The sequence below is a fragment of the Egibacter rhizosphaerae genome, from assembly GCF_004322855.1.
Taxonomy (GTDB): domain Bacteria; phylum Actinomycetota; class Nitriliruptoria; order Euzebyales; family Egibacteraceae; genus Egibacter; species Egibacter rhizosphaerae.
In genome coordinates this window covers 3,777,644-3,794,295 of the sequence record NZ_CP036402.1, presented here as the reverse complement: position 1 = coordinate 3,794,295, position 16,652 = coordinate 3,777,644, and the positions used below count along the sequence as shown (strand labels likewise).

Sequence of the window (16,652 nt, the reverse complement as noted above, 5' to 3'; positions counted from 1 at the left end):
CCCCCGTAGCCGGTCCGTAGCGCGCTACTCGACTTCCTGGATGCGGCCGTCGACCTCGGCCGTCACGTCGCCGTCCTCACGGACCGCGTCGGCGACGACCTCGGCCATCAGTGGGCCGTGGTGGCCCTCCACCACGTGCTCGGCCTCGTCGAGCATCACATAACCGTCGCCCCCGGTCATCGTGAAGTCGTTCGTGGCGAGGGTGTAGGTCTCGTCCAGGTCGATCGGCTCACCGTCGATCGTGACCTCCTGGATCCGCGACCCATCCGAGACGATCTCCCCATCCTCGATGTCGATGGGGTCGCCGTTGGGATCGAACGTGAACTCCATGCCGCTCACGTGGGCGAACTGTCCGGAGCCCTCCTCGACCGCGGCGACCCCGAGCTCGAGGGCGTCCCAGATCCCCTGTCCGTCGATCTCGACCATCGTCACGGTGTTGCCGAACGGGAGGACCGCGAACACGTCGTACAGCGAGATGTCGGTGTCGGCCTCGTAGAGCTCGTCGCTGCGGATCCCACCACCGTTGGTAAGTCCCACGTCCGCGTCGTGGTAGTCGCGCATCGCGTCGATGATGTAGTTCGCGATGCCCGTCTCGCGGAGGCGGACGGGGTCAGGGCTGCGGGTGTCCCAGTCGGTGAGCCGGGTCCCGATGACCTCTTCGAGCTCGTCGTCGAGCTCCTCCTCCCACTCGTCCATGACCGCCCGGACGTCCTCGTCCTCGGGGTAGCTCTCGTCGAGGTCGTGGCGGTGGAAGCCCAGGGCCACGAGCTCGCCGTCGCGCACGAACAACGTCGCCTCGCCCATGTGGTCGTACTCGTCGCCCACGAGGGAGACGATCGTGTCCCCGAAGCGCTCGGGCTCGTCGAGGACCTCCGAGCAGTCGTCCCCCTGCATGAAGTCGATGTCGTCACGCTCCTCGGCGACATCGCGCGCATCCGTGCCACAGAGGTGGTTGGCGATCATGATCACGTCCGCGCCGTCGTCCTCCATCATCGGGACGACCTCGTCGAGCGCGTCGTGCACCGGAAGCTGGACAGCCTCGTTGTCCTCGTCCTCGAGCTGGGTCACGTCCTCTACCTCGAGGGGGGCGAGCCCCGTAAGGCCGACCGTGAAGCTCCCGACATCGAGGAGCTCGTACTGCTGCGCCCCTTCATCGGCCGCGAAGACCTCGTCCGTGTTCTCCGCGTCGCGCATGTCGGCGCTCAGCCACGTGAAGTCGCTCTCGGCCACGGCTTCCTTGAGGAGCGTCGGGCCGTAGTCCCAGTCGTGGTTGCCGTAGGGGCTGTAGCTGAGCGGCGTCTCGTTGAGCGCCGGGATCATGTGGTCCGCCTCGAACAGGCTGGAGAACACCGACGGCGCGAACTCGTCGCCCCCGCCGATGAACCAGGCATCGTTGTGGGCGTCGATGCGGTCGGCGGCCAGCTGGCTGTACCGCGCGAGGTTCGGACCCTCGTCGTCGCCGTACGTCCCGTGCAGGTGGGTGTCTCCCACCACGGTCGCCTCGTCGGTGATCGCACCCAGCAGGTCCGCGACCGCGACGTCGGCCACGGCGGCGGTCCCGCCGGCCACGACGATCTCTGCGCTGCCGCGCGCGACGATCTCGTCCGCTGCCGCGGCCGTTCCCGTGCCCGTCTGGGTCAGCAGTACCGGGGCCCCGTCGCCGACGGCTGCGGGCGCGGCTGCGAGCGCGTCGGCGAAGCCCTCGCCCGTGGCCACGTAGCTCTGGTCGCCGTCGTCGAACCGCTCGGCGACCAGCTGCGCGGTCTCGTAGCGCGTGTCGCCCCCGAGCCGCTCGACCGAGGCGTACTCCTCGAGCGCGTCCTCGACGTCGCTCGAGACCGCCGCGGTGCCGCCGAGCAGGACGATGTCGTCGGGGTCGGCGTCGGCCAGCGCGTCAGCGGTGACCTCGGGCAGCTCGTCCTCCTGGGTCAGCAGGACCGAGGCCCCCTCGGCACCCGCGGCTGCACCGCCGGCCACGGCGTCCGGGAAGTTCTCGCCGGTGGTCACGAAGACGGTGCTGACGTCCGTACCGCCGGCCACCTCCGCGGCCGTCTCGTAGCGGTCGGCACCGCCCTGGCGGTCCACCTCGCCGTAGGCCTCGAGGTCGGTCTCGACGTCACCGGAAACCGCGGCCGTCCCGCCGAGGAGCACGAGGTCGTCGGGGTCGAGCCGGTCGAGCTCCTCGCTCGTGGCCTCGGGCACGGAGTCCTCGGTGACGAGCAGGAGCGGTGCCCCCTCGGCGGCTGCGGCCGCCCCGCCGGCCAGCCCGTCCGGAAAGTCGTCGCGGGTCGCGATGTAGACCTCGTCGGCCCCGTTGGCGAACGCACGCTCCGACAGCGCCGCGGCGGTACCGAACGCCTCGTCGCCCCACTCGCGCGTGTACCCGGAGTCGTCGTCGAGGCTGAACAGCTGCATGTCATCCATGCGGTCGACGTTCGCCTCACCATCGTGGTCGTCGGCGAGCGCTCGTTCCGAGCTCACCGACCACCCCAGCGCGATGGCCACGGCGACGCTCGCGAACAGCGCCAGCGCCACGCGTGACAGCGGTACGGCGTGATCGTGGTGCGATAGCACGGCCATGCGAGACCTCCTTATCTTGGACTTCGCCGGTGCTGGGCCCGCCGGCAGCGAGACGGTGCGCGTGAGCCGCTCCGCCTCCCGCCATCTGGTGTGCGAACCGGCAAGGGGCTAACCGCAGACTCTATGAAAACGACGACTCACCCGATAGGGAGTTTGTTGACATCTCGGAACCCATCGGATTGTCGGGTATTCACAAGTCGTGATGGTGCGGGTCCGCCTTCGTGGAGCGCACACCACCGCGGAGCTCATCGGTGCGGGCTGTCGGTACGTCCCTGGCGCTCCGGCCACAACCGCGATGACGCGCGCACTCGACCCGGTTAGGATCCGGCCTCATGGTCGAGCCCTCCGCGCGCACCCCCGCCAACGTCTCCGTGGTCGAGCACCCGCTGACCAGCCATTTGCTGGCCGGCCTGCGCGACGAGTCCACACCCCCGGAGCAGTTCCGTCACCTGTCGAAGCGCTTGTCGACAGTGCTCGTGCTCGAGGCCACCCGCAACCTGCCGACCCGTCGCGCGCGGGTCACCACGCCCCTGGAGGAGGCCGACGCGGAGCTGTTGGACGGTGGCGTGGTCGCGGTCCCGATCCTGCGCGCCGGCCTCGGGCTGCTCGAGGCCGTGACCGACCTTCTGCCGGACGTGCAGGTCGGCTACGCGGGCCTCGAGCGGGACGAGTCGACGCTGCAGCCCACGTCCTACTACCTGAAGGTCCCCAACCTCGACGGCACGAGCACCCTGCTGCTCGACCCGATGCTCGCCACCGGCGGGTCGGCGGCCTTCGCCGCGTCGCTCCTCAAGGAGCGCGGGGCCCGCAACGTCCAGCTCGTGTGTGTCGTCGCGGCACCGGAGGGCATCGAGCGGCTCGCGAACGAGCACCCCGACGTCGGTGTCGTGACGGGCGCCATCGACAGCCACCTCAACGACGTCGGCTTCATCGTTCCCGGGCTCGGCGACTTCGGTGACCGACTGTTCGGCACCTCGTAGGCTCACGGGATCCCGGCGAACAGGTCGTCCTCGGGCAGGGCCGCGGCCACGTCGCTCCAATGGCGGATGTACCACTCGGTCGCGAATCCCTGGTCGCGCAGGTCCTCGGGCATGTTCAGGAAGAAGGAGTCCTCGCTGATCTGGGTGCGGTGCGTGCGCAGCGCCGCCCACTTGCGGTCGAGCCACGGCCGCACGTCCAGCGAGGTCGTCACCCACTCGTCGGGCGCCCCCATGGGGATCTCGTCGGGCTCGGTGGTCTCACCGAACGGCGAGGGCAGGCCGCGCTCGGTCAGCAGCCCGTTGAGACGGGCGATCTGCGACCGCGGAATCGTGGTGAGATAAAGCTTCGGGGTGCGCCAGGGCGATCCCTCCTCCGGGTAGAGGGCCGCCATGGCCGCTGCCTCACTGGCGAGCAGGGTGACGCGGTGGGCCTGGATGTGGTCGGGATGGCCGTATCCGCCGAACGCGTCGTACGTCACGAGGACGCTCGGCTGGAACGCCCGGATCTCGCGGACCACCCGCCGCACCGCCTCATCGACGTTCGCCTGCCAGAAGCAGTCCGGCGCGTCGTTCGACGGCTCGCCCATCATCCCGGAGTCCCGGTAGCCGAGCAGCCGGGGGCCCTGCGCGCCGAGGATGTCGAGGGAGGCCGCGAGCTCCTCGCGCCGGACCGCCGCGAGCCGCGGCCGGATCTCGTCGGGATCCATGCCGGCCCCCACGATCTCACCCTCCTCACCGCCGGTACAGGTGACGACACCCACGCGCAGGCCGCGATCGGCTGCCGCCGCGATCGCGCCCCCGGTGCCGATGACCTCATCGTCCGGGTGGGCGTGCACACAGAGCAGCCCGGCAGCGGCAGGTGTCAGCACGGGACGCTCCCCTCTCCGACGTGGTGGCCTCGGCCGTTCGAGCGTACCCGGCTTGCCGCGCCTCGGTCCCGCGGCGTCCTATCCTCGCCGCAGCGACCAGGAGGCCCCGTGACCAACACTTGCTACCGTCTTGTCGACGAACCCCGCGAGCTGCGCAGTGCCCTGTCGAGCCTCGGCGACCCCCCGGAGGTGGCCGTCGACGTGGAACGCGCCGATTGGAACCGCTACTTCCGGACGGCCGCGCTCGTGCAGGTCGGCGCGTCCGGTCAGGTCCTGCTCGTCGACCCGCTCGCGATCGACGACCTCGCTCCCCTGGCGACGTTCCTCCAGCCCCGCTCCGTCATCCTGCACGCCATGGAGAACGACCTGGCCCCGTTGGAGGCCGACGACGTCGTGCCCCCCAACGTGGAGGACACCGCGATCGCCGCCGCGATACTCGGGCTTCCGACCGGCCTCGGCGCCCTGCACCGCGAGCTCCTGGGAATCGAACTCGAAGCCGACAAGGCGGCGATGCAGCGTGCGGACTGGGAGGCGAGGCCGCTGACCGACGCGATGCTCGCCTACGCCGCCGAGGACGTCGTGCACCTGCTCGATCTCTGGGCGGCGTTGCGTGACCGGCTGGAGACCTCCGGCCGCTGGCACTGGTACGTGCAGGAGCGCGAGGCCGAGCGTGCCCAGCCATCGGTCGAGGACCGGCGCAGTTGGGGACGGCTCAAGGGCATCGGCCGCCTCGACCCGCGAGCGCGGGGGCGGGCCCGTGCCCTGTGGGAGACCCGCGAGGAACTCGCGAAGTCCACCGACACCGCTCCCTCGCGAATCGTGGGCGACAAGGTCATCGTCGACCTGGCCGCCGACCCTCCGAGCTCGCCGCGGCAGCTGGGTGCGCGTGGCGTTCGCCGGCAGGCGGTCCACCGGTTCGGCGACCAGATCGTCGACGCGCTGGCGCGCGCTCCCGAGCAGCCCCTCGGGCGGCGGGCGGAGCGCCGCGCGACCGACGACGATCGTGCGGCCGCCGAACGTCTGCGGGCGGTCCGTGCCGCAATCGCCGAGGAGCTCGGAATCGATGCGGGCGTGCTGTGCCCGAGCCGCACGCTGCTCGACGGCGTGCTCGCCGACCCGGGATCCGGCGAGGAGTTGAGGGAGGCCCTGGGGCTGCGCAGCTGGCAGTGGGATCTACTGCGCGAACCCTTCTGCGAAGCGTTGGGCATCGGGCCCGCGGGAACGGCTCCGGAGCGAAGTGACCGGGACGAGGAACGCTCACCCGACGACGCCTGACAAAGGACCGCCGCAATGGCTGACCTCTTGGACGACGCGACCCTGCAGGCACGCGTGGCTGAGCTCGACGGTTGGTCGGGCACGCCGGACGAGGGCATCTCGAAGACGTTTCAGCGCAAGGACTTCAACGACTCCGTGTCGTTCCTCAACCGCGTCGCCGAGCTCGCCGACGAAGCCGATCATCACCCCGACGTGGCGATCAGCTGGAACAAGGTGACGCTGACCTACATCACCCACTTCAAGGGAGGGGTCACCGAGGCTGACGTCGAGCAGGCCCGGGCGATCGACGAGCGCCTCGGCTGACGCAGTGCCCGCGAGCTCAGCGGCCCACCCGCACGCGGTCACGCTTCCGCGCGACGGCGCCCCTCACCCACGCGCGGAGGGCACGACGTTCGCCGAGCGGGACGGGGATACGGCTTGAGATCGTGCTGATAGCCGGTGAAGGGCGCGCTGGCGCCGGTGTCACCCGAGTGTCGGAAGGAGGACGAACCAAACCGCGCCGAGCAGGTGGTAGGCGTTCACCGCGGCGAGGACGACGATCGGCAGCCACAACACCCGCGGACGAACCCGGTAGACGATCCACGACCCGATGGCCACGCCGACGACCTTCGCCGGGAACCCGATCGTGTCCACGATCGGGTTGCCCTCGACCGCGACGTCCATGTCGATCCACAGGATCGTGAGGCCAGCGTCGAGCACGTTGAGGACGTTGCAGAGCACCAGCAGCCCGAGCGGCGACGTCAGCTGCGCCTTCGCGGAGCCGCGGTCACCCGGTGTGAGGTCGATGACCACGCGCCCGCCATCGGTCCGCACGGCCTCGTCAGTGACGTCGATCTCGACGTGCGCCCCTGGCGCCTGCGGGAGCGGCTCGGCCTCCCGACGGGGCCAGGCCGCGGACGGGGTTCGATGGGCCGCGGCCTGCGGCCCTCGAGTCAGTGGGGTCTGCTCGGACACGCGGATGACCCTACCCAACGCGACGCCGTTGCACCACCCTGTGTGATCGCCTCGCGCCGTCAGTCACCGCAGCCTGCCCCGGGGTCGGGCGCGGTCAGGCGTTCGCGAGTGGCAGTCCGCGCAGCTCCTTGGGCAGCGCGAAGTGCATCTGCTCGTCGACCACGTCCACAGTGCGCACCTCGGCCCCGAAGCGCTCATCGAGCGCGTCGATCATCTCCTGCACCAGGACGTCGGGCGCGCTCGCACCCGACGTGAGCCCCACGCGCGACACCCCGTCGAACCATTCGTCGCGCAGATCCCCGGCGTGGTCGACGAGGTAGGCAGCGGCGGCACCGTGGCCCAGCGCGACCTCGACCATCCGCTTGGAGTTCGACGACGTGTCCGAGCCGATCACGAGCACGACGTCGCTGCGTTCGGCGAGGACCTTCACGGCGTCCTGACGGTTGGTGGTCGCGTAGCAGATGTCGTCACCGCGGGGGCCGCGTGCGTTCGGGAACTTCTCGAGGATGGCGTCGACGACCTCGTTCGCCTCGTCCACCGAAAGGGTGGTCTGAGTGATGTAGGCCACGTTCTCCGGATCGTCAAGCTCGAGCGCGTGCACGTCGGCGGGTGTCTCCACGAGGTGGATCGCCTCGGGAGCGTGCCCGGTGGTCCCGACGACCTCCTGGTGGCCCGCATGGCCGACGAGGATGATGTCGTGGCCCTTGTTCGCGAAGTCCTTGGCCTCATAGTGGACCTTGGTTACCAGCGGACACGTCGCGTCGATCTCGCGGAGTCCCCGACGCTCGGCGTTGTCGCGGACCTCCGGCGGGATCCCGTGGGCCGAGTAGACGATGCGCCCGCCCTCCGGCACGTCGTTCTCGTCCTCGACGAAGACCGCGCCCTTGTGCTCGAGGTCCGCGACGACCCGCGTGTTGTGCACGATCGCGTGTCGGACGTAGATCGGCGGCCCGTAGTGCTCGAGCGCGAGCTCGACCACGTCGACGGCTCGCTCCACCCCGGCGCAGAACCCGCGCGGAGCGGCGAGCAGCACCGTCAGCTCGTCGGTGGTGGGCCCGGTGGAACCTGAACCGTTCGCAGGCATGATCGCTCGCTCATCGGCAGCGGGGACCCTCACCAGTCTAGGTCAGCGGGCGGCACGTGAGCGCTGACCGAATCGGACCCACCCTCACGGCCGGGTCAGGTCCCCATTTCCTTGGCCTGGCGCGCCTTGTCGCGACACCCCGCGGCCAGCGACGAGGGACAGAGGTCCTCGAGCACACAGTCGGCGCACCGCGGCCGCTGAGCCTCGCAGACCCTCCGCCCGTGCAGGATGATCACGAGGCTCGCCCGCGGCCACCGCTCCTTGGGGAACAGCCGCATCAGGTCCCGCTCGATCTTGTTCGGATCGGTTTCGGTGGTGAAGCCGAGGCGCCGGGCCAGCCGCTTGACGTGGGTGTCGACCGCGATGCCGGCCTCCGGATCAGCGGCGTGGGCCCCGGGTGCGGCCGCACCGAGCACGACGTTCGCCGTCTTGCGCGCCACGCCGGGAAGTGCGATCAGCTCCGCCATCGAGGTCGGAACCTGCCCGTCGTGGTGCTCGAGCAGCGCGGCGCTCACCCCTCGTAGCGCCTGCGACTTCTGGCGGTAGAAGCCGGTCTGGTAGATGTCGCGCTCGAGCTCCTCCTCGGGAGTCGCGAGGACCGCCGCCGGATCGGGGTACTTGCGGAACAGGTACGGGGTGAGCTCGTTGACCTTCTTGTCGGTCGACTGTGCCGACAGGATCGTCGCGACGAGCAGCTCCCACGGCGTTTCCCAGTCCAGCTCCACGACGCCGTCGCCGTAGGCCTCGTGCAGCCGATCGAGGATCTCGGGGGCCCGCAGCGTCTTGCCGCTGCGCCGGTCGAGGGGGCGGGTCGAACCAGTCACGGCGCGAGAGCCTAGCGCGCGGGCCTCTCCCGTTCCGAACCGGACGGACTTGCTAGCCTGCTGCGCTGGCACGATGCGGGATCCTGATGACCTCGAGGACGGACGGTGCGGGCGTGAACATCAACTTCGAAATCGTCGTCCCTCTCGTCATCGCAGCGGCGCTCGCGGTGGCCATCGCTGCGTTCGTGCGCGAACGCCGACGCCGACGGGCGATCCGGTCGACGTGTGAGCGGAACGGCTGGCGCTACGAGGAACGCAACGACGAGTGGATCCGGTGGCTGGTGCCGAGCTTCTCGCTGTTCGACCGCGGGTTCGGTCGCCGCTGCACGAACGTCGTCACGATCGGTTCCGCCGACGACTGGTGCACGCTCTTCGACTACCGTTACAAGCAACGTAGCGGCTCCCGTCGCAACCGGTCTACCCGCACGTACCGTTACGCGGTCGCGGTTACGCGGTTGCCCGCACCAACTGCGTCGCCGTTACGACCTGATCCCGAACCTTGTCGAGGCCGTGAAGGGATACGCCTCGCATGAGCAGGACGTCCTCGAGCGGGTCGTCGAGGCACGCGCGGTCGCGGCTGCCAACGACGGGGCGCACGAAGGGCAGATCCGAGACGAGCAACGCCTCGCCGGCGAGTTGCGTCAACTGCTGGCCGTCGCCGAGAGCTATCCCGACCTGAAAGCCGACGCCCGGTTCCGTGACCTTCAGCACCAGCTCGCCGAGACCGAGGACCGCATCGCGGCGATCCGTCGATTGCACAACGCGAACGTCCGTCGGTGGAACACGCTCGGCGAGACGGTGCCGTGGCGGTTCCTCCGCGGGCTCGTTTCCTGGGAGCATGAACCCTACTTCGAGGTCGAGGACCCCGTGCGCACGACCGTTCCGGGGTTCGAGCGGGGGACGGCCGACTAGGTCACGAAGCGAGCTGAGGCCCGCGTCGCCACCGGATCGCCTGCCCTCCGCGCGGGCAGCCCTCGATCATTCAGTGGACGGATGGCTGACCGCGCGTGTGCCCCGCGCACGGGTGGGTGCGCGGGGCGGGGGTGTGTGGGGGTTAGAAGGGTGGCGGGTCGTGGTGGTCGGGGTCTGGCGGGTCGTGCTGGTCGGGTTCGTGGTTGTCTTCGGGGTTGTCCTGGGGCGGGTCGGGTGGGTCGGGCGGTGGTTCGGGTTCAGGAGGGGCAGGTGCGGGTTCGAGTGGGGTGCCGGGCGGCAGGCTGTGCCATTGGCGGTCGCCGCGGCGGATGGTGAGTTGTCCTGAGTCGGGGTCGAGGGTCAGGTGCCAGTGGTGGTGGTGCACGCGGGTGTGCCATCGGCGTGAGAGCGCGACGAGGTTGTCGGGGTGGTGGTCGCCGCCGGCGGCGCGGGCGGTGAGGTGGTGCAGGTCGGTGTGGCCGATGGGGTCGCGTGAGCCGGGCAAGCGGCAGCCGCGGTCGCGGGCGCGCACGCTGGTGCGGGTGGCGGCGGGGATGTGGTCGGCGGCGATCTTGTCGGTGACCGCCAGGGGGCGGGCGCCGTCGAACACGACCGCGCGCACGTCGCCGCTGGCGGCCAGCGCCTCGATGGTGGCCGCGGACACGCGCGGGTATCCGCCGCGGGTGTTGAGTTCGATGCGTCCGTCGGCCAGGCCGAACAGTTGCGACAGTTGCACGTGGGCGATCACCAGCGGCCGCGCGCGCCGTCCCGCCCCTGCGCCCGCAGGCCCGGCAGAGCTCGCGCCCGCAGCCGAGCCGCCGGCGGCGCCCGCAGCCGAGCCGCCCGCGCCCGCACCGCCCGCGTCGTCGGTGCCCGTGCCGGTGCCCGAGCCGCCCGCAGGATCCGCGCCGTTGGGGTGGTTCGTGGTGCCCGCGCCGTTGGGGTGGTTGGGGGTGGCCGCGGCGGCGCGTTCGGTGTCGCTGGCGCCGGCGAGGTAGTGGCTGGCGATCGTGGTGAGCGCATCGGCGTAGGCCCGACCCCGCCGGGTGGGCGCCACCCCCTCGGGCAGGCCCGCACCCGCACCCGCGCCCGCGTCGTCGTCGTCGCGGTCGTCGTCGTGGTGATGCGCGTGGTCGCCGTCGTCGTTGGTGGGGGTGCCCGCGGCCGCGTCGAGCGCGTTGATGATCACCGCGCCGGCGAGAGCGTCGCAGTCGCCGAACAACTGCACGCGCCCGTCCAGGCCCGGCTGCAGTTGCAGGTAGTTGCTCGCCCGCGCGCGTTGGTCCTGGCGCGTGGCCGCGCGCTGCTCGCGGCAGTCAGCGACCGCGTCGGCGACCGCGTCGACCAGCCCGTCGGGGTCGTAGCCGTCGACGCCGCCGCGCGCGGCGATGGTGGCGCCGATGCGCTTGTCCACCGTCGCGCGCGCGGCCCGACCCAGCCGGCCCAGCCCGCCGGCGACCGCGCGTGCCTGCGAGTACGACACCTGCCCCTGCTCGACCAGCCCTGCCAGCACCGGGATGTCGCCCAGCACCTCACCGATGCCCACCAAGGCGCGGGCGTCGCGGCCGCTCCAGCGGACCGCCAGCGACACGAACCGCTCCAGCGGCAGCCCTTCCTGCTGCTCGCACACCCCGCTGCCGGCCAGCCGGCCGGCGGCGATGACCGCGCGCGCCAGGGCGGCCTCGGCCTGCTCCAGCGCCGCCTCGAGCGCTGCGAGGTCACCGGGGGTGCCCGCGGTGGTCTCCACCGGCCCGCCGCCGTCGCGGCCGTCCTCGCGCGAGGCCGGCGGTGCTTGGTGCAGCGAATACCTGTTCGACATACCCTCATGATGCCCGCCACCTATGACAACACACCGCACCACACCAAATCTGTGGAAAGATCCAGGCAGTGCTCCGAAATAGCGATACTTTGCCGGATGACGAGGCTCGAGCCCTCACCCTGCTGTCGGGTTCGTCCCGGGGAGCGGCACAGGTGGACAGCGTCCCCTGTTAAGGTCGTGGTAAGCGTTCGCGTGCCATGAAAGCCATGGAGAGCCAACATGCTTGTGCGGGGTCCTCTCGGTCGACGGGGGACGCGGTCACAGACGCACGGCGTCGCCGTCGCGCCTCTACCCGCGCACGTCCCGACGCTTCGGATCGACAGCGAGAACGTGCTCAGCAAGCTCGCGGGCAAGGTTGGCTTCTCCGGCTTCGAGACGGGCTCGCCGGCCTTCGACCAGCGGTTCCGTGTGCACGCCGACGACGAGGCCGTCGTCCGCGAGGTGCTGCACCAGGAGATGATCGAGTTCTTGCTCGACGAGAAACTCGAAGGCTGGGACCTCGTCGGGGGCTGGCTCGTCGCGACCCGCGAAGGACCGTGGGATTCCGAGGAGCTCGCTCCGACGGCCGACACCGTGCGGAGGTTCATGAGCCTCGTGCCGGAGCACGTCTGGAGCGCACGTGACTCCGGAGCGAGCGGAGATCACGGCGGATGAAGTGCTCCCGACTGCCGAGATGACCACCCTGGCGGATCACGGCCTGACGAATCACGGCCTCACGCATCACGGCCTCACGCATCACGACCCGGTCAGAACCGATCACGCCCCGCGAGCTGCCCGGGCCCCAGGTGTTCGATCAACCACCCACGAGACGATCGGGTCGGCGAACCGCATCAGTACGGGCCCGACGAACGCGAGGAGTAGGACATAGGCCGCCGCCAGCGGTGACAGATCGGGTTCGACGCCGGCCGCCAGACCAGCGACGACGATCGAGAACTCGCCGCGCGGCACCAATGCCGCGCCGGCCCGCCACCGGCCGAAGCGTCCGACCCCCAGCCGCGTGGCCGCGAGCCAGCCGGTGGCGATCTTCGTGAGCCCGGTCACGACGGCCAGCGCCACGGCGATGCCGAGCATGTCCAGAAGGGTGCCGGGCACGATCTGGAGGCCGAAGAAGAGGAAGAACGTCGCCGCGAAGAGATCTCGCAACGGGCCCAGCAGCGCCCGCGCACGGTCAGCGACCCCCCCTGACAGTGCGAGGCCCACGAGGAACGCGCCGACGGCCGAGGAGACCTGAAGTTCCTCGGCGATGCCGGCGACGACGAGGATGAGGCCGAGCACGGTCAGCAGCACGACCTCCTGGGACCGGCTAGCGATCACCGAGGAGATCCGCTCGCCGTACCGCAACGCGAGCACCAGTGCGATCGCCACGGCGAGCAGTGCCACCGCGAGAGAGAGAACCCCTTGCGCGACGCCGGTGCCGACGAGGAGCGCGACGAGCACCGGCAAGTAGATCGCCATCGAGAGGTCCTCGAGGACGAGAATGCCGAGCACCGCCGGGGTCTCGCGGTTCCCGAGCCGCTCGAGGTCGGTGAGCACCTTCGCGCTCACGCCCGAGGAGGTGGCGTAGGTGATGCCGCCGAGTGCGAGCGCACCGAGGGGCGAGAACCCGAGGGCGAAGCCCGCCAGGACTCCCGGGACCAGGTTGAGCCCGACGTTCACGAGGCCGACGGGCAGACCGTCGCGCAGGGCGCCGCGCAGCTCGGCGGAGGTGTACTCGAGGCCGAGCATGAAGAGGAGGAGCACGACCCCGATGTCGGCGCCGAGCGCGATGAACTCCTCGGAGAGGTCGAGCGGAACGAGCCCGCCGGTCCCGACCGCGAGGCCCGCGACGAGGTACAGCGGGATGGGACTCAGCCCGACGCGTGAGGAGAGGCGGGCGAGCAGCGCCATCCCCACGAACACGAGGCCCAGTTCGATCAGGACCACGAGGGGGCTCCCTATCCGGTCGGCACGCCGTCGCGCCGCCGTGAGCGGCGGCTACTCACCGCGCAGCAGCTCCGCCGCCTCGCGCACCCCGTCACCGGTGCCGACCACGACGAGCGTGTCCCCCTGCTGCAGCGCGAAGTCGGGGCCGGGTGCGGGCACGGCCTCCTCCCCGCGGAGCGCCGCGACGACCGAAACCCCCGTACGATCCTCGACCCGCGATTCGCTGAGCGGACGTCCGACGCACGGCGCGTTCCCACGGATCGGCACCCAGTCGATCACCAGGCCCTCGACCTCCTGGGTGATCGCCGTGAGGCTCGGTGCGAGGTGGGGGCCACCGAGCAGCTCCGCGAGGGCGGTCGAGTCCTCGTCGTCCAGGCGCAGGATCGCGCGGCAGCTGTCGGGGTCGTCGTGGCGGTAGAGCAGCAATTCCCGGTACCCGCTGCGGTGGTTCAGCACCGCGACTCGGTCACCGCCGCGGGTCAGGAACTCGTGGCGGACCCCGACGCCCGGCAGCGTGGTCTCCTCGATCTCGCGCATGCTCCGATCGTACGAGCATGGCGAGCGAGGCGCCGGTCAACATCCGGTGCAGCGGTCGGTCACGACCGGTCACCGATCGCTCGCGGGGGGCAGCGTGACCGTGAACGTCGAGCCTTCGCCCGGGGTACTGCGCAGTCGCACGGTCCCGCCGTAGCGTTGCACCGCGTTGCGCACGAGGGACAGGCCGAGGCCGGTGCCGCCCTGCGCGCGGCTGCGTCCCTTGTCGATCCGGTAGAAGCGCTCGAAGACACGGTCCTGGTCGCTGTCGGGGATCCCGATCCCCGAATCGGCGACCTCGAGCCCCACCTCGTCGTCACCGGACCGCACGGCCACCGCGACCCAGCCGCCCTCGCGGTTGTAGCGGATCGCGTTCTCCAACAGGTTCGCAGCGATAAGGCGGAGATCCTCGGGCGCGGCATCGACATCGCCGCCGGTGGGGAGGTCGGTCTCGATGCGGACATCGCGCTCACGGCACAGCGGCAACAGCCGGCGCACCTGGCCGTCCACGATCTCTGCCAGGTCGGTGCGCTGGGTGGTGCGTTCGGAGGTGATCTCCTCGAGCCGAGCCAGATCGAGGAGATCCCGCGTCATCGTCGCAAGCCGTGAGGTCTCGTGCTGCATGCGCTCGATCATGCGATGCGCGCGGTCGGGATCGCGCTCCATGGCGAGGCCCAGCGATTCGGACAGCGCCTGTAGCCCGGCGACAGGGGTCTTGAGCTCGTGGCTGGCGTTGGCGACGAAGTCGCGGCGGATCGCCTCGACGCGCCGGGTCTCGGTCAGGTCGGTGACGACGAGCGCGACCTCGCCCTCGGTGGTGGGCGCTGCGCTGGCGTCGAGCGTGCGGCCACCGTGCTCGATCTCGATCTCGACCTCGCTGTCGGTCTCGCGGGCGCGGGCGACGACCTTCGCGAGATCGTCACTCTCCAGCACCTCGGCGATGCGCTGCCCGACGGCGCGCGTGGGCAGGTCGAACCAAGCGCGTGCGGCAGCGTTGGCGTAGGCGAGCGTCGACCCGTCGAACAGCAGGATGGCGGGGGGCAGCTTCTCCAGCAGGCGCACCACCCGAGCGCGCTCGCTGGCGATCTCGTCGAGCCGTGCCCGCATCGAGACTCCCACCGCCTCGAGTGAGCGACCCAAGGCCTGCCACTCCAGCGCGTACCCTTCGAGGGGCGGGTCCTCCAACTCCCCGCGGGCGACCCGATCGAGTTGGGTGGCGAGGCGCTCCAACCGACGCTTCGCGCGCCATCCCAGCACCGCGACGACGGCGGTGGCGACGAGCGCGGCCGAGGCCGCGGCGAGCGCCGGCGAGGGGTCGAGCCACGCGCCGCCAGCGGCAGCCAGCGCCGCCAGGACCGGCACGACCCACAGCCATCGTCGCGGCAAGCGTGCGGCCCTTTCCGGTCAGTCGTCGGTGAACTTGTAGCCCACGCCCCGGATCGTCTGGATGAGCTCGGGCTCGTGGGGATCCCGCTCGAGCCGTCCGCGCAGCCGCTTGATGTGCACGTCGAGCGTCTTGGTGTCGCCGACGTAATCGGCTCCCCACACACGGTCGATCAGCACGTCGCGAGTCAGCACTCGTCCCGCGTTGTAGAGCAGGAGCTCGAGCAGCGCGAACTCCTTCGGGGGCAGCTCTACGTCCTGACCGCGTACCGTGACCTCATGCCGCTCGGGGTCGACCCGTACTCCGCGCACCTCAACGGCCTGTGAGAGGTCGGGCCCGTCGTGGTCGCCGCCGCGACGCAGGACGGCCCGCACACGCGCGCACAGCTCGCGCATCCCGAAGGGCTTGGTGACGTAGTCGTCCGCGCCGAGCTCCAGGCCGACCACCTTGTCGACCTCGCTGTCCTTCGCCGTGAGCATGATGATCGGGACGCCGCTCTGCGCGCGAAGGCGCTTGCAGACCTCCGTGCCCGACAGCCCGGGGAGCATGAGGTCGAGGAGCACCGTGTCCGGCCGCTCGCGTTCGAACAGGGCGAGGCCCTGTTCCCCGTCCGCCGCGGAGACCACCTCGAAGCCCTCGGAGGAGAGCCCGTAGTCGAGCGCGTCGACGAGCGAGGGCTCGTCCTCGACCACCAGGATCTTCGCCATCACGTGCTCAGTGTACTGAGCCGGGTGACCCGTCGGCGTCGACGAGGCGAACGGACGGGAAACACTCGACGAGCGATCGCCTCTGGCGGCTCGTGACGGCACCTCGTGCGGATGCCCGGCCCGGGCCGGTGGTGGTCGATCACCGGACCCGCTCGCGGTCGAGTTCGATGACGAGGTCGCGCACCCGGGCCGCGATCTCGTCGCGGATCTCGCGCACCCGCTCGATCGGTTGGCCCTTGGGATCCGCGAGTGCCCAGTCCTCCATCGGCGTCGTGGTCGCCGGGCAGGCTTCCTCGACGTTGCAGCCCATCGAGACGAGGCGGCGGGAGGAGTCCGCGAGCTCCGGGGTGAGGAGTCGCCCCGGCTCGGGTGGGAGCTCGATACCCACCTCCGCGAGCGCGGCCACGACCTCGGGGTGCGGGCGCTCCGCCGGCTCCGTGCCCGCGCTCGCGACCGTGTAGCGGTCCCCGGCCTCGCGCGCGAAGAGGGCCTCCGCCATGCGCGAGCGGCCGGCGTTGTGCACGCAGGCGAAGACGACATCGGCCATCGCGGCTCCTTTCGCTCGGGTGGTCTCAGCCTGGGCGGCGGGGAACTCTGGACCCCGCCGCCGGCGCCCATGATCCACCCCGACGGTAGACGACGGGTGAACGAGCAGCGTCGCGAGGATGGCGGTTGCGCGATGCGTCCGGCGGGGTGACCTCGTCGGGGTCCCTGTGGGGTCACACTCGGTGGCCGCCTGACAGCGGTCACCAGCCCGCCGGACGATCGCTGCCCTGCGGCAATGATCTGTCCACCCTCCCGTCACCT

Annotated in this window: 17 protein-coding genes; 6 read left to right on the top strand and 11 right to left on the bottom strand. The window is 70.9% G+C overall.

Annotated elements, in window-relative coordinates; all coding sequences use genetic code 11:
- Positions 1–24: 24 nt before the first annotated feature.
- A complete protein-coding gene (locus ER308_RS17430; RefSeq protein ID WP_131156168.1) occupies positions 25–2,580 on the bottom strand; it encodes a cell wall-binding repeat-containing protein in 2,556 nt (851 codons plus the stop codon).
- A gap of 332 nt (positions 2,581–2,912) precedes the next feature.
- Between ER308_RS17430 and upp the strand changes: the two genes are divergently transcribed.
- Positions 2,913–3,560: a uracil phosphoribosyltransferase gene (gene upp, locus ER308_RS17425; protein WP_131156167.1), complete on the top strand. Its 648-nt coding sequence runs from the start codon at positions 2,913–2,915 to the stop codon at positions 3,558–3,560.
- Between the two features lie 2 nt (positions 3,561–3,562).
- On the opposite strand, the gene mshB is transcribed toward upp, so the two are convergent.
- On the bottom strand, positions 3,563–4,429 hold the full coding sequence (gene mshB, locus ER308_RS17420; protein ID WP_131157084.1) for an N-acetyl-1-D-myo-inositol-2-amino-2-deoxy-alpha-D-glucopyranoside deacetylase: 867 nt from the start codon (positions 4,427–4,429) through the stop codon (positions 3,563–3,565).
- A 108-nt stretch (positions 4,430–4,537) separates the two neighbouring features.
- On the opposite strand from mshB, the gene ER308_RS17415 reads away from it, so the two are divergent.
- Both ER308_RS17415 and ER308_RS17410 read left to right on the top strand, forming a co-directional pair.
- Complete coding sequence (locus tag ER308_RS17415; protein ID WP_165492204.1) at positions 4,538–5,704, top strand: ribonuclease D; 1,167 nt, start codon at positions 4,538–4,540, stop codon at positions 5,702–5,704.
- Between the two features lie 15 nt (positions 5,705–5,719).
- Entirely contained in the window at positions 5,720–6,007 is a 288-nt protein-coding gene (locus tag ER308_RS17410; RefSeq protein WP_131156165.1) for a 4a-hydroxytetrahydrobiopterin dehydratase, read from the top strand.
- Between the two features lie 159 nt (positions 6,008–6,166).
- Here the strand turns inward: ER308_RS17410 and ER308_RS17405 are convergent, their stop codons facing one another.
- The 3 genes from ER308_RS17405 to nth form a co-directional block, all read right to left on the bottom strand.
- Complete coding sequence (locus ER308_RS17405; protein ID WP_131156164.1) at positions 6,167–6,658, bottom strand: DUF5658 family protein; 492 nt, start codon at positions 6,656–6,658, stop codon at positions 6,167–6,169.
- A gap of 94 nt (positions 6,659–6,752) precedes the next feature.
- A complete protein-coding gene (locus ER308_RS17400) occupies positions 6,753–7,742 on the bottom strand; it encodes a 4-hydroxy-3-methylbut-2-enyl diphosphate reductase (protein ID WP_240731838.1) in 990 nt (329 codons plus the stop codon).
- A 95-nt stretch (positions 7,743–7,837) separates the two neighbouring features.
- Positions 7,838–8,566, bottom strand: a complete 729-nt coding sequence (gene nth, locus ER308_RS17395) for an endonuclease III (RefSeq protein ID WP_205745699.1) — start codon at positions 8,564–8,566, stop codon at positions 7,838–7,840.
- Between the two features lie 113 nt (positions 8,567–8,679).
- Here nth and ER308_RS22610 point away from each other — a divergent pair, with 113 nt between their 5' ends.
- Both ER308_RS22610 and ER308_RS22605 read left to right on the top strand, forming a co-directional pair.
- A complete protein-coding gene (locus ER308_RS22610; protein WP_240731837.1) occupies positions 8,680–9,099 on the top strand; it encodes a hypothetical protein in 420 nt (139 codons plus the stop codon).
- Positions 9,077–9,478, top strand: coding sequence for a LemA family protein (locus ER308_RS22605; RefSeq protein WP_240731836.1), 402 nt, complete (start codon positions 9,077–9,079; stop codon positions 9,476–9,478). The genes ER308_RS22610 and ER308_RS22605 overlap by 23 nt, the downstream gene beginning before the upstream one ends.
- A 142-nt stretch (positions 9,479–9,620) precedes the next feature.
- Here the strand turns inward: ER308_RS22605 and ER308_RS17385 are convergent, their stop codons facing one another.
- On the bottom strand, positions 9,621–11,297 hold the full coding sequence (locus tag ER308_RS17385) for an HNH endonuclease (RefSeq protein ID WP_131156162.1): 1,677 nt from the start codon (positions 11,295–11,297) through the stop codon (positions 9,621–9,623).
- A 330-nt stretch (positions 11,298–11,627) separates the two neighbouring features.
- On the opposite strand from ER308_RS17385, the gene ER308_RS17380 reads away from it, so the two are divergent.
- A complete protein-coding gene (locus ER308_RS17380; protein WP_131156161.1) occupies positions 11,628–11,951 on the top strand; it encodes a hypothetical protein in 324 nt (107 codons plus the stop codon).
- Between the two features lie 102 nt (positions 11,952–12,053).
- On the opposite strand, the gene ER308_RS17375 is transcribed toward ER308_RS17380, so the two are convergent.
- From ER308_RS17375 to ER308_RS17355, 5 genes are all read right to left on the bottom strand, one after another.
- A complete protein-coding gene (locus tag ER308_RS17375) occupies positions 12,054–13,220 on the bottom strand; it encodes a cation:proton antiporter (RefSeq protein ID WP_205745698.1) in 1,167 nt (388 codons plus the stop codon).
- A gap of 51 nt (positions 13,221–13,271) precedes the next feature.
- Positions 13,272–13,757: a cation:proton antiporter regulatory subunit gene (locus tag ER308_RS17370; protein ID WP_131156160.1), complete on the bottom strand. Its 486-nt coding sequence runs from the start codon at positions 13,755–13,757 to the stop codon at positions 13,272–13,274.
- Between the two features lie 69 nt (positions 13,758–13,826).
- Complete coding sequence (locus ER308_RS17365; protein ID WP_131156159.1) at positions 13,827–15,140, bottom strand: sensor histidine kinase; 1,314 nt, start codon at positions 15,138–15,140, stop codon at positions 13,827–13,829.
- An 18-nt stretch (positions 15,141–15,158) separates the two neighbouring features.
- Positions 15,159–15,845, bottom strand: a complete 687-nt coding sequence (locus tag ER308_RS17360; RefSeq protein ID WP_131156158.1) for a response regulator transcription factor — start codon at positions 15,843–15,845, stop codon at positions 15,159–15,161.
- Between the two features lie 139 nt (positions 15,846–15,984).
- The gene (locus ER308_RS17355) at positions 15,985–16,392 is read right to left on the bottom strand and encodes an arsenate-mycothiol transferase ArsC (RefSeq protein WP_131156157.1); all 408 of its coding nucleotides are present in this window, start codon (positions 16,390–16,392) and stop codon (positions 15,985–15,987) included.
- Positions 16,393–16,652: the final 260 nt, after the last annotated feature.